Annotated in this window: 8 protein-coding genes; 5 read left to right on the top strand and 3 right to left on the bottom strand. The window is 41.7% G+C overall.

The genetic code is table 11. From position 1 onward, the window contains the following. Window positions 1-69 precede the first annotated feature (69 nt). Window positions 70-1347 (top strand): PQQ-dependent sugar dehydrogenase, encoded by a 1278-nt coding sequence (locus ACLOAU_RS24015; RefSeq protein WP_427864470.1) that lies wholly within the window; start codon window positions 70-72, stop codon window positions 1345-1347. 140 nt (window positions 1348-1487) lie between these two features. On the opposite strand, the gene ACLOAU_RS24010 is transcribed toward ACLOAU_RS24015, so the two are convergent. The 3 genes from ACLOAU_RS24010 to ACLOAU_RS24000 are packed head-to-tail and all read right to left on the bottom strand — an operon-like array spanning window position 1488 to window position 2910. Then, window positions 1488-1697 (bottom strand): helix-turn-helix domain-containing protein, encoded by a 210-nt coding sequence (locus ACLOAU_RS24010; RefSeq protein WP_427864469.1) that lies wholly within the window; start codon window positions 1695-1697, stop codon window positions 1488-1490. Between the two features lies 1 nt (window position 1698). Continuing rightward, the gene (locus ACLOAU_RS24005; protein ID WP_427864468.1) at window positions 1699-2304 is read right to left on the bottom strand and encodes a DUF2975 domain-containing protein; all 606 of its coding nucleotides are present in this window, start codon (window positions 2302-2304) and stop codon (window positions 1699-1701) included. Window positions 2305-2313: 9 nt separating this feature from the next. Continuing rightward, on the bottom strand, window positions 2314-2910 hold the full coding sequence (locus tag ACLOAU_RS24000; protein WP_427864467.1) for a hypothetical protein: 597 nt from the start codon (window positions 2908-2910) through the stop codon (window positions 2314-2316). A 234-nt stretch (window positions 2911-3144) separates the two neighbouring features. On the opposite strand from ACLOAU_RS24000, the gene ACLOAU_RS23995 reads away from it, so the two are divergent. From ACLOAU_RS23995 to ACLOAU_RS23980, 4 genes are all read left to right on the top strand, one after another. Continuing rightward, entirely contained in the window at window positions 3145-4434 is a 1290-nt protein-coding gene (locus tag ACLOAU_RS23995; RefSeq protein ID WP_427864466.1) for a 6-bladed beta-propeller, read from the top strand. Next, window positions 4431-7373, top strand: coding sequence for an outer membrane beta-barrel protein (locus ACLOAU_RS23990; RefSeq protein WP_427864465.1), 2943 nt, complete (start codon window positions 4431-4433; stop codon window positions 7371-7373). Before ACLOAU_RS23995 ends, ACLOAU_RS23990 begins: the two co-directional genes overlap by 4 nt. 537 nt (window positions 7374-7910) lie before the next feature. Beyond that, the gene (locus tag ACLOAU_RS23985; protein ID WP_427864464.1) at window positions 7911-11210 is read left to right on the top strand and encodes a SusC/RagA family TonB-linked outer membrane protein; all 3300 of its coding nucleotides are present in this window, start codon (window positions 7911-7913) and stop codon (window positions 11208-11210) included. Between the two features lie 18 nt (window positions 11211-11228). Further along, complete coding sequence (locus ACLOAU_RS23980) at window positions 11229-13268, top strand: RagB/SusD family nutrient uptake outer membrane protein (protein ID WP_427864463.1); 2040 nt, start codon at window positions 11229-11231, stop codon at window positions 13266-13268. Window positions 13269-13325 lie beyond the last annotated feature (57 nt).

The following is a 13325-nucleotide window of genomic DNA, read 5'->3' as shown; positions in this document are numbered from 1 at the left end:
TCAATCTTGCCTTTTCGAAAAATGTTCTTTAACAGGTACTCATCCTCTAAACTCTCGAAAAAATATACCATGCAGTTAAAAAAATTGGCTTTCATCGTATCCCTTACGGCTTTAACTGCCGGTGCCAATGCGCAGGGCAAAATAGATAATGATACGAAACAGAAGCTGGCAGCCCAGGCGCCAGTAACAGTGAAAACTACGGTAGGACCGCTGGTTTTACAGCCGCCTTTTAAAACAGAGTCTGCCAATAAAAACAGTAAAACGATTCCCTGGCCGGAGGGTGCAACCCCTAAAGCTCCAGAAGGATTTATAGTGACCCGGTTTGCCGATAAGCTCGAAAACCCGCGCTGGACCTATGTTGCGCCTAACGGTGATTATTTTGTGGCAGAGGCAGGCACCCGTAAAAGTGCCAACCAGATCACTTTACTAAGAGATACTGATAAAGATGGAAAAGTAGATGAACGCTATGTTTTTATCAATAACCTCAATCGTAATTTTGGTATGCTGGTATTGGGCAATTATTTCTATATCGCTAATACCGATGGCGTTTACCGTTATGCTTATAAAGCCGGCGATACTAAACTGGAAGGCGAAGGAGAGAAAATTGTATCACTTTATGCAGGGGGATATAATAATCACTGGACAAGAAATATCATTTCCAATAAAAAAGGCGACAAAATTTATATCACGGTAGGATCGGCCAGTAATGTTGGAGAACATGGTATGGAGGCTGAAAAAGGGCGTGCCCTGGTTTATGAAGCCAACCCCGATGGAAGTGATCTGAAAATTTATGCGAGCGGTTTGCGCAATCCTGTTGGGTTAGACTGGAACCCGGTTACAGGCGAGCTTTGGACCGCAGTAAATGAGCGTGATGGACTGGGTGATGAAATTGTACCCGATTATGCCACAAGTGTTAAACGTGGTGGTTGGTATGGCTGGCCCTTCAGCTATTTTGGAAAGGTGAAAGATCCGCGCTGGGCTCAGGATCCGCATGATGACCTGGTGAAGAAATCGATTATTCCTGATGTGCCCCTGGGGCCACATACAGCTTCATTAGGGCTGGTATTTTATAAAGCAGGCAAGTTCCCTGCAAAGTATAAAAATGGTGCATTTGTGGGGCAGCATGGCTCCTGGAACCGTTCTAAACTTTCTGGTTATAAAGTGGTATTTATCCCATTTGAAAAAGGCAAACCCAAACCAGCAGTGGACTTTTTAACCGGCTTTATTGCCAGTGACGAAAAGAGTGAAGTGTATGGACGGCCTGTAGGTGTTGCTGTGACAACAGATGGTTCCTTACTGGTGAATGATGATACAGCGGGCATTATTTGGAAGGTGAGTGCGAAGTGATGAGTAGTTGACAGTTGATAGGCGGCAGATGACAGTTGAAAGTGCGGAAGGTGCGAGGCATTGTGTGTTGAAAATTGAACATTGAGCATTGATTATTCTCATCACCTTAATAAGCTCTCTTATTATCTATTGATCATTCACTATTCACCTTCTCTATACTCCAGAATATCCCCAGGCTGGCAATCCAGTGCTTTGCAAATAGCATTCAGCGTTTCAATACGTACTGCTTTGGCCTTCCCGTTTTTAAGAATAGAAAGATTGGATAAGGTAATGCCTACTCTATCGCTGAGTTCATTCAGCGACATTTTGCGTTTTGCCATCATCACATCCAGGTTAATAATAATTGCCATACTATACTGTTAATTCGCTTTCTGTTTGCAGTAAAATGCCTCGTCTGTAATATTTGGCAAAGTATATACTTAATGCACCGAAGAATAGGTAAATGCCGCCACCAGAGGGGACTTTATATAAAGAATATCCCAAAGTTTTTAATAGCCACCAATTTAAAAAGTACTTATCCAGGTAAATGACTATACCTGCAAATATCAATATGCGGCCGATTTTGTAAATAGCTTCGAAGGTAGTCTGTTCAAAGCTGTCTTCGCTTTGCATGTTTTTTATCGCCTTCAAAATATACCACAAACTAATAAAGGCAAAAATAAATCCAGATAATTCCCGCACTAAAAAATAGATACCCCAGCTTGAGCCAGGTTGTATTTCGAGTTTAAAATCTGGTTGGGCTATCAATCGTGAATGAGAGATGCTGTCTGTTTGTATCAATGTGTTGCTAATTCGAACTGGCGCATTTTCCCTTTTTTGTACATCCAATCTTACCCAGTTCTCTCCGGTAAAATACCCGGTAAATTGCGGAACTATAAAGAATAAAGTAATAGCAATAAAAGCTGCAAATATGATATAAGCCTGACGGGTAGCATTTTTTCTTGTATAAGTAGCCATTATAAATTTTTATACAGTTAAGTCGGTTTCATTTTGTAATTCAATCCCTCTTTTAAAGATATAGGCCACAACAAAAAGCGCCAGACTCATAAAGATCCATACATCTGCACCGCCTATATGAAGTGCTTGCAGATCGGGTAATTTCACGCCTTGCACGCTTAACCAGACAGCACCCTTCGCACCCAGTATGGAAAATAATCCAATCAAAAGTGACAGGGAAGCAATCCGTACAATAAAACGCTGGGCAATAAAAGTGAACGGTTGTTCTATGCTGAGTTTTTTGTTATGTAGTATACTGATGATCAAATAAAACAAGATTGCTTTGAGTACCGTCACGATGCTGACGATCATTACCATGGTAAAGAAAAAGCCGTGTCCGTATTGAAACAGATCTCTGAGGTCAACCTGTTGCCACAGATGGGGGACCACTTCAGGCTTAGCCAGAATGAAAACAGTATTGGTGATAAAGCTACCTGCTTCTATGCTCAAACCCACAAATATGATCCAGGCAATAATGTAGAGCAGGATTAAAATGATTCTTGTTTTGGTAGAAGGCCTCCAGGAGCCCTGGGATACCTCGTTGGATGCAATATTGACTGATTTCATGATATAGATTTAAACAGTGAATATGTTTTCATCACAAAGATATACAAGTGTTTGTCAAATCTCAAAATAAATTTATTGAATTGCAATAAATTTATTTTGAGATTTGATTGATGAAATAAAATCAGCCTTATGTTCCGGACTTATTTTCCTATGAAAACCAGCATTTAACAATTAGCTATCATATCATCTGAGCGGTCTCAATTATATTTGGCGAATTAACTGCTATTTTCTTTTGTGAAATATTACATGCTAATCGGTTGGTTGATCGGGATACTGGGTACGGTTCGTGCCCAATCCATACCTGTATTAGATCCGTCCCGGGCTATCGACACCAGTTTTTCTGCTCTTTTTGAGGACGCTGAAATTATTCCTTTAGAAACCTCCCGTGCATCTGTCTTTGGAATCGTAAAGCAATTGCTGGTAACCAATCAATATTTTATCATCCTCGATCCTGATACTGACGCCGTGCTCTTTTTTGATAAGAATGGCCGCTTTGTAACAAAGTATAAAAACAAACAGAGCAGATACAGGATCAACTTTATCCGGTTGGACCCGGCGCATCATGCTTTGCTTATTTTCAGCCAGAATGAAAATTATAATATTTCCGCTACAAAGCTACAGGCTTACCTGGAGAAGGGCCCCGGAAAAGAGCTACCGGGATTGATACAAAGCACCAGGTTGTACCTGGGCGATATACTTAAGTTGCGCTCAGAAGAGTTACCGCCTTATGCATACTGGCTTGCCAATCCTGTATCGCTGGATAGTAATCACCTTGCTTACAGTGTCATAAAATCAAATCCCAATAATAAAGACACATTAGATCATCAGATACATATAGTGACAGGCAACAAATGGATAAAGAGTTTCTTTCCATACAGTATAAAAAAAGATTCAGCATTTAGCGGTAGTGGCGCCGTATGGCAATGCAGTTTTAGCGCTACATTAAATGATTCGGTATTCCTTATGACAAGGCCGTTCGATTCGATCATTTATGCTTTAACGCCTTCATCTGTTACCGAACGTTATAAAGTAGTTGCACCTGTACAAGAAACAAACGAAATGTCTTTCGGAACAGGGGCTGCCTCATTTTTTGTTGGAGATATGCCCATAATGTCAGCACCTGGTTTTGGCCCCGGGAGAACCGGTGCTTCAGTTGTCTTCAACACCAATAATATTCGCCAGGTATTTAGTCTAGAACCCTATCTTTTCTTTAGCATAAACAAATCTTTTGCTTATGACTATTTTATATACAACAGAATTAATCATTGTATTTATAAATACAAAGAGCTGTCGCCTGATAGCAGTAATTACATGTTCCCTCCAACGGGAGCGATACTGGCTGCTGATCAATCCGGCATCTATCAAAGCGTAACGGCGCGCAGTCTTTTTAGAAAGAGAAAAAACGCTGCCAAATCCAAATGGAAATACCAGGCGAGCCTTACCCGGTTTTATAATACAGCAAAGGAAACGGATAATCCTGTGCTCATTCGTGTAAAACCCAAAGAACAACAGGACCTTCAATGAGATCAATCGTCTTCATCCTATTCCTGCTGCTGCCGGTTATTTTATTTGCTCAAAAAGAGGGGAGTGTTAAGGGGTATGTGGTTAGTTCAACCGACAGCAATGCATTGCGTTCGGCAACAGTAACTGTTTATAAAAAAAGTGACTCTGCGTTGATAGGTTACCAGATAACCAAAGAGCGGGGTGCTTTCGAAATAAAAAGTCTTCCATTAAAAACGGATCTATTTGTTGCTGTAACTCATACAGGATATGCCGGCTTTTCAAAAGCTATCTACCTTGATTCTATAGAAATTTTTATTAATCTTCAAACAATTGGGCTGGTAAAAGACACCGGGCAATTGCTGGAAGAAGTAGTAGTGAAATCGGTAGCGCCGGTAACGATGAATGGTGACACGCTGGAGATTAATCCCGCCGGTATTAAGCTGGATTCTATAGAAGTGGTAGATGAGCTGTTATCAAGAGTGCCCGGTATTACAAGATGGCAGGATAGTTCGCTTACGGTGAATGGAAGGAAAGTGACTAAGTTATATGTAGATGGCAGGCCTTTCTTTGATGGCAGTTTTAATATGGCTGTAAAAAATCTGCCTAAACACGCAGTTGATAAAATACAGGTATACCAGGAAAAAGATATTTACAAACAAACAGCGGCCGATATCGCCAAAGACTCTACAGTGGTAATGAATATTAAGTTAAAGCCCGAGAAGCGAAAGGGATATTTTGGTAACACAACAGCACTGGCAGGTACCAACGATAGTTATGGAGGAAATATGTCGTTGCAGCTGTACAATAAAAAAACACATTTCGGTTTTAACGGTAGTGGCAATATCGTTCAAAGAGCCCTGGGTGATATAGAGCCGGTTCTTCAAAACAAAGATCTGAATATCCGCAATAACTGGACTATAGGTACTACGTTCCGGCAGTATTTTAAGGAGGCTCCGGGTTTATATAATGATCGGTCTTTGCATGGAGGGTACAATGTTTCAGGCAACCGCAATAGTTCTGTTACAAATCGTACAACAGTAAAGAACCTGGCTGATTCAAAATTAACCGATATTAACGAAGGATATAATCTTTCCCGCTCTTTCATGCAGTCTGTAAATGCAAACTACGAAGCCCGCAAAAAGCAACAGTCTTTTTCAGCCAACATCAACTTTTCCCGGTCGCAGGGCAGTAATGCATCAGATGGAAATATTACCACTTACCGGAACGATTCTGTAATGGCCAGCCGGTCTGCTAATACCTCTCAAGGTGAAAATGTAAATAACCAGTTTCGCCTTAGTGGAAACTATAACAACACTTCAGTCAATGAAGATCCGGGTGCGGGCGGCCTCTCCATCAGTTATTCGCTTAACTACGATAACAGTTTAAGTAATAGTACCACCTACAGTAAATTTGAAGCCCTGTCTGATAGCGCTTATACCAATCTTTATGATAGAAAATATAGTAACCGTAACTCTAATTTCAATGGTAATGTAAGCTTGAATTATAACGGGCTTCGGCAACTTTTGTTCAAGGATCATAATTTTTGGGGTATTAATATAGGTTTGAATAACACCACTCAATATGGAAGGTCGGATATCAACGCTGATGTAAGTGACATGGATAGTGTCACGAATTCGTATCTTACCAATAATAATCTTACCAACCTGAGCGGTGTTTCAGATGTAAACAGCAGAACTGGCTTGCGACTGGAGAAAATGTTTTTCAAGCAGATTACAGACCGCTACCAAAGAAGCATACAAGTTAGTACCAACCTGCAAAACCAATTGTTATATCAAAAAAATACATCTACTTTAAGTTACCGCAACCGGACCTTTATTTATAATTTTTTTACGCCATCAACCAATATCAACTACAACTACAATAAAACCGATCAATACAATATTGGTATTGGGTTGGGACATAGCAGCTCTGCAACTGCACCCACTATCGATCAGTTGTACCCGATACAGGATAGCGCTGCCAACAGGTATAATATGATTGTAGGTAACCCCAACCTCAAATCAAAGTTCAACGACGCATTTAATTTGGATCTTTCTTTTAATAAGAACAGGGGATTCGAGGAGCAAAGGTCATTTAATGCAAATGTGAATATGGGATATGATATGGAACGAAACGGGATCATCGACAGTACTATTTACGATAATGATGGTGGCCGCACGACTTATTTCATCAATACACCTGGATCGGGGTCTTTTAATACAGGACTTTATATGGCTATGTCGTTTAAATTCGACAAGACCACCTTACAAATAGGCGCAGGTGGTGGATGGAACACGGGATATACCCATTTTGCAACAGGCAGGGGTTATAGCAATGCTCTTTCCGGTAACATGAACGTAAATGTTTCGCATCCTTTAAAAAAGGGCAGTATTCAGCTTAGCTACCGAAGTGATCTTTCCGATGCTGAAAGACCCCAGTACATTAATATGGAAAGGCTTACCTATAACAACAACAATCAGAACCATTCAATTTCTTTATCTTTTAATTTACCCGGTGTTATAGAGGCCGGCCTGCAACAAGCCATACGGAGAACCAGTTCCGAGCAGGCAGGCAGTTCCAGTATTTATCCTGCTGCTCAAACCCGATCCTATAATACTACTGCGCGCTTTACCCTTAAAGTACCCAAAAATTTTAATTTGGGAAGTAACGTACGCTACAGCAACAATATTTCTGTAAATGCCCAGCCTATCAGAAATATTAACTGGGATGCCAACATGGGATACTTCTTCCCTAAAACAAAATTATTTGAGGCACGCGTGTCGGTGTTTAATATATTAGGACAAAATCAAAACATCAATAACTATTCATCGGGTAACACTACTACCACATCGGTTACACAAGGATTGCAACGATACTTTCAATTTACATTCTCTTACTTCCCCAGGCAATTTGGTGGTCGCGCCAAAAGGTCATCGCATATTGCAGATGATGCAGATTAGGGTTCCAGTCGATTTATTATTAAAACATCAACACCCTTTTCTTCTACAAGATTGATCATCTTGCAATCGTTTGCGGGATGCCAGGGCTATTCAACTATTTTACTAATCATTCCAAAAAAAGCATTGGGTGTTTTGCTAAGTATTTGATAATTAAAAAGATAGTTGTTAATAATGGCCAATTGATTGTTTGGGCTTGTTTGGCTTCTAAAGTGTTTTTTCTAATTTGTCTTCGAATTCAGGCAATATTCTCCCTGTTTGAACAGATCGATTGCAGTGTATAAGAACCGTTAAAAGAATCGTCAGTTGTATGAAAAGTATAAAGCCCGGTAATCCGGAGATGTCGCTAAATCCCCCAAGTTTAATAAACCAATATTGGGTAATGTCCGGGGGTGTCGCCCTGTATAAAGCTTAAAATCGAATATTCTCTATAAAGTACTGGTTGGTATCAAAATGCCAGATCGTCACCGATAGGCCTGGTTACCCCCCGGGTTGAGCAGGCCATCGCCAAATAGCATTGTAATAGTTTAAAGTAAGGTTATGAAGTATAAGTATTTAGTAACAAATGTTACAAGGATTGCGTTGCTGCAATTGATTTGTATGCTTTCTTTTTCGGGTAGTTTGCTCGCCAATAGTACAATGGCAAACGGGATTGAGTATTATTGGGAGCCAATAAAAGGTACCGTTCGTAATAATGACGGGGCTCCTCTTTCGGGGGCATCGGTAAATGTAAAAGGTACTACCATTGCAACTCTGACAGATGAAAAAGGACAGTTTACCATTGATGCGAATGTAGGACAAACACTGGAAATCACTTTTGTAGGCTATACGACAAAGGAGGTAGTTGTAGCTGGGCTTGAGGAATTAAACATCAATCTGGCAGCAACAGAGAGCAATATGGAAGGTGTAGTGGTAGTGGGTTATGGTACTATGCGTAAGAAAGACCTTACGGGCTCTGTGGTGCAGATACGCCCTGATAACATTGCTAATGAAAACCCTAAAACGGTTCAGGATATTTTGCGTGGGGCGCCGGGTGTTCGGGTTGGTTTCGACCCCTCTGCAAAGGGTGGTGGTAATATTGAAGTGCGCGGTAGAAGAACTGTTTATACTGCCGGCGGACATAATAATCCATTAATCATTTTAGATGGAATGCTCTTTTATGGAGAGCTTTCAGAAGTAAACCCCGACGATATTGAGCAAGTAGACATCTTAAAAGATGCCTCGGCCGCGGCTGTTTACGGTGCCAAAGCCGCAAGCGGTGTTATTTTGATTACTACAAAAAAGGGTAAACAAGGTAAGCCTGTTATTACAGCTACCATGAATGTGGGTGCCACTCAACGCAGTAATTTTAGAGAGCGGTTTAGTCCTGAAGCTTACCTGCAACACAGGGTTGACTGGTTTACAAAAAATACTTACGGGATCAATCCTGAAACCAAGGCTTACGAGGCTTATCAATCGGGTGTATACGTTAACAGGCCATGGTTTTTTACGCAACCAGATCGCCTGCCTTCAAATGTTTCCATTGATCAATGGCGTGGATATACCACTAATGTATCAGGTGAGTCTGATTTGAGTATCTGGGCTAAGCGGATAGGTTTTCAGGGAAATGCTTTACAGAATTTCCTGAATGGAAAGACTACAGATTGGACGGATCTTACTTTTCGCACCGGCTTTAACCAGGATTACAATGCGAGCGTGAGTGGTGCCGGCGATCGTGTTAACTACTATTTCTCCCTGGGTTACCTCAATAATCAGGGTGCTGTTAAAAATGATAATTATACAGCCATCAGGTCTAATTTAAAGTTGGATGCCAAAGTAACAAAATGGCTGGATATTGGAGCCAACATCAATTTCCAAGACCGGTCGGATGGTAATATTGGGTTAGACCAGGACCAGATGATGCGGAACAGCCCTTATGCAGATTACGTTGATTCTGCAGGAAACTTTACCCAATTTCCGTTAAGCGGTGAATTTAGTCAAAGAGGGTATAATTTTGATTTTCAGAAAAAATACCTGGAGCTGGAAAAAGGATATACAGTACTGAACAGTATTTTGTATGCGAAAATTAAACTGCCTTTTAATATTACTTATTCTTTCAACGCGTCTCCACGCTACCAGTTTTTTTATGACAGATATTTTATGTCGGCTCAATTACCTGGCTCCGATCCCAAGGCAAGGGGAGTTAACAGGGAACAGGCCAAGCGCTTCGACTGGTCTCTGAACAATACTATTAACTGGGAGCAGACATTTGCAAGAAAACATCGCTTAATGGTCACACTGGTGCAGGAAGCAGAGGAGCTCCGGTATTGGTCAGACCGCATAGAGGCTCGTAACATATTACCTTCTGATGCCCTGGGATTTCACAATACAGGCAATGGCTCTAAAGCTGATAGTAAGTTCTCAAGTAATGATGTACGCGAAACAGCTAGTGGATTACTGGCTCGTTTATTTTACTCCTACGATAACCGATACATGTTAACCGCCTCTGCGCGTAGGGATGGATATTCGGCTTTTGGTACATCTAATCCGTACGCTTTTTTCCCCTCTATCGCGGCTGCATGGAACTTTACCAATGAGAAATTCTTTAACTGGAGTGCAATGACAACTGGTAAGCTGCGTTTATCATACGGAAAAAATGGCAACCGTTCCTTAGCCAATCCATATGTAGCGCTGGCCAACTTGTATGAGGGCGCAGGAAAATGGCAGGGCTACCTTAATGCTTCCGGGCAGTTACAGTTGTATAAGTACCTGATGCAGGAACGTTTAGCCAACCCCAATTTGCAATGGGAAAAAACGGCGTCATGGAATCTTGGATTAGATTTCGGATTCCTGAATGATCGTATATCGGGAACGGTTGAGTACTATCGTATGCAAACACATGATATGGTGATGGATCAAAGGTTGCCTGAATTTACCGGTTTCCCATGGATTACCACTAACCTGGGGCAGGTAGATAATTCAGGATTTGAACTTGCATTGAATACCGTGAATATCACTAATGATAAAATACAATGGACCACGACAATAGGTTTATCGTATAATAAAAACAGGATCAAACACCTTTACTATGACAGGGAGAATATACTTGATGCTAATGGTAATGTGATCGGCACGAAAGAAAGGGATGATATTGCTAATAGCTGGTTTATTGGCCAGCCTATCGGCGCCATCTGGAACTATCGCGTTACGGGCATCTGGCAAGCCAACGAAGCCGCAGAGGCCGCTAAATATGGCCAATTGCCTGGTGACCCCAAAGTTGCCAATAATTATACAGCTGATGACGTAACAGATGAAACCGGAAAAGTTAAACATGTGTATAATGACAGGGACAAAGAGTTTATGGGAGTAACCGTACCACCTTTGCATTGGTCTTTGCGTAGTGAGGTTGTTATGTGGAAGAACCTGAGTGTTTCCTTTAATTTATATTCTTACATGGGACATAAAAGCTTAGCCGGCTTTTATCTGAATAACGATGATGATGGCGGACGTATGACCTATGCGTTGGCCAACCTGCAGGCTAAAGAGTACTGGACTATTGATAACCCCACTAACAAATACGGTCGTATTGAAGCAAGGGGTCCCGAAGGTGCTACCGGTGCCGGTAGACTTTATGACCGCTCTTTCATTCGTTTGGATAACATCTCTGTGGGGTATACTATTCCTCAACATTGGACCTCAAAATTCCATATCAACCGGGTTAAAGTGTTTGGTACCGTGCGTAATGTGGCGGTATGGAACAAAGACTGGGAGTTTGGTGATCCTGAAACTTACCATAGTGATGATAATCCTCAGGCCTGGGCCTCTAGAGTATACAACCTGGGATTAAACATAATTTTCTAATTGACTAAGATGAAAGATATGCAACAGATAACGCAAAAACTGAATCATGTATACAAAGCCCTGGCTTTGTGTTTAGGCAGCATCCTGTTCCTGGGGAGTTGCTCCAAAGAATTTTTAAAACCCGACCCGTTGTCATTTTACGATCCGGAAGCTACTTTCAGAACAGAGGCGGGGCTTGTATCCGCCATTGCTATCAGCGACCGCCATTTGAAGACTTACTGGGCCACCGATCATAATGAAATGTTGACGTTGGGCACTGAGTATATATTCTCCGATCTGATGGTTGCAGCTGCTACTGACAGACGCAGCATGCTCTGCGATGTAACCAATATGCTGACGCCCACCAGTGATCAATCCACTCTTCAAAATCTGGATAGAACCAATAGCATGTGGTATTTATGGCAGGAAACTTACAAAGGCATTATGTATGCTAACACTGTAATTACCTATGCCGACAAAGTTGAAGGCTTAAGCGAAGCTACCCGCAATACCTATAAGGGGCAGGCGTATTTCCACCGGGCGTTCCGGTATATGGCGCTGGTGTTCCAGTACGGGGATGTTCCGTTGGTTGCCAGAATTGTAGATGTTCCCAAGCAAAATTACCGCAGCACCAAACGCGACGCGATTTTGCAGATGATAACAAAAGACATGGAGTTTGCCGTGCAATGGGTGCCTGAACAAAAAGATATGCCGCTGTTAGGAAGAGTTAATAAAGGCGCATGTAGAATGTTGCTGACTAAATGTTACCTTGCTATTGGTGAATATGCCAAGGCTAAAGAGCAAACTGATATTTTAATCAATCAGTCGGGCTATGCACTGATGATGGATAACTTTGGTACTTTTAATGATGGTGGTGAACCACTTACGTGGCCCATTACCCGCAATGTAATCTGGGATCTCCACCGCGCCGAGAATAAGCTTATTGGGGCTAATAAGGAAGTGATTATGGGAATGCCTAACCGTGGATCCGATGCAGAATCTTTTCAACAAATGCTCACTATGCGTATTCTTTACCCGTTTGTATTTGACAATCGTATCCAGACTAAAGATGGCAAACAAGCCTTGTTAAATATAAGACGCCAAAATAACGGGGGTGTGCCTAATGCTGATTACAATTCCAGATATGATTATATGAGAGCTTTCGGGCGCGGTATCGCCACATTCCGCCCCACTTATTTTTCAACTCATACCCTCTGGAATGTAAATGGGGTAATGGATGCAGGCGATCTAAGGCATAATTCTGCCAGTGGTAACTGGGTGCGCATGGAAGACTATAAGGTTAATAATAAAGCTTCAACGGAGTTTGGCAAGAGTATAACATTGCGTAATCCAGACAACGGAGCATTATTATGTAGTGATACCATTCGCCGCTGGTTCGATGTGCCGCACTATAAGTTTTTCCTGGATGATCCGGTTAATGAGGCGAATATTGTGGGTTCCGACGGATTAAGGGGAGCTACGAATGGTGGTATTGCCGACTGGTATTTGTATCGTTTGGCTGAGGCCTATCTTTTGAGAGCAGAAGCCAAGTTTTATCTGAATCCCGGTGATGCAACTATTGCGGAGGACTTAAATGTTATCAGACGTCGCGCCAAGTGCACTCAGTTATACCAGGGAGCAGTTACCATCGGCGATATTATGAATGAGCGTGCCCGCGAATTATACTGGGAGGAATGGCGTAATGTGGAATTGAAACGTGTATCGCTTTGTCTTGCCCGTAGTGGAAAGCCTGATGAGTGGGGTAATACCTACAAGCTTGATGATTTTGACAAACAAAGTGGTACGGGGTCTTCCGGCGGAAGTTACTGGTATCAGCGCATTGTACATTACAGTATATATAACAAAGGCCCAATCCAGATCAATGCTACAGGAAATAGTAATCCGAATTATACGATGGATAAGAAAAATATGTACTGGCCCATTCCTTTCAAGGCCATTACCTCAAATAATAAGGCGCCATTAGCACAAAATTTCGGATATGATGGCTATGATGCCAATACTCCCAAATGGGATACCTGGGAAGATGCTGTGGCCGACGAAAATTCAACAGGTGAATAGATTAGTTGCAGCAAATAATAGATAAAAAAATGGTGGTCAGCAAGCTGATCACCATTT

The organism is Paraniabella aurantiaca, from assembly GCF_050309965.1.
GTDB lineage: Bacteria > Bacteroidota > Bacteroidia > Chitinophagales > Chitinophagaceae > Niabella.
The sequence above is the reverse complement of the archived record's forward strand: the minus strand, read 5'-3'. Positions and strand labels throughout refer to the sequence as shown.

Bases quoted from the DNA above. Each gene is read 5' to 3' on its own strand.
- ACLOAU_RS24015 (WP_427864470.1), top strand. From the start codon at position 70: ATGCAGTTAAAAAAATTGGCTTTCATCGTATCCCTTACGGCTTTAACT.
- ACLOAU_RS24010 (WP_427864469.1), bottom strand. From the start codon at position 1,697: ATGGCAATTATTATTAACCTGGATGTGATGATGGCAAAACGCAAAATG.
- ACLOAU_RS24005 (WP_427864468.1), bottom strand. From the start codon at position 2,304: ATGGCTACTTATACAAGAAAAAATGCTACCCGTCAGGCTTATATCATA.
- ACLOAU_RS24000 (WP_427864467.1), bottom strand. From the start codon at position 2,910: ATGAAATCAGTCAATATTGCATCCAACGAGGTATCCCAGGGCTCCTGG.
- ACLOAU_RS23990 (WP_427864465.1), top strand. From the start codon at position 4,431: ATGAGATCAATCGTCTTCATCCTATTCCTGCTGCTGCCGGTTATTTTA.
- ACLOAU_RS23985 (WP_427864464.1), top strand. From the start codon at position 7,911: ATGAAGTATAAGTATTTAGTAACAAATGTTACAAGGATTGCGTTGCTG.
- ACLOAU_RS23980 (WP_427864463.1), top strand. From the start codon at position 11,229: ATGCAACAGATAACGCAAAAACTGAATCATGTATACAAAGCCCTGGCT.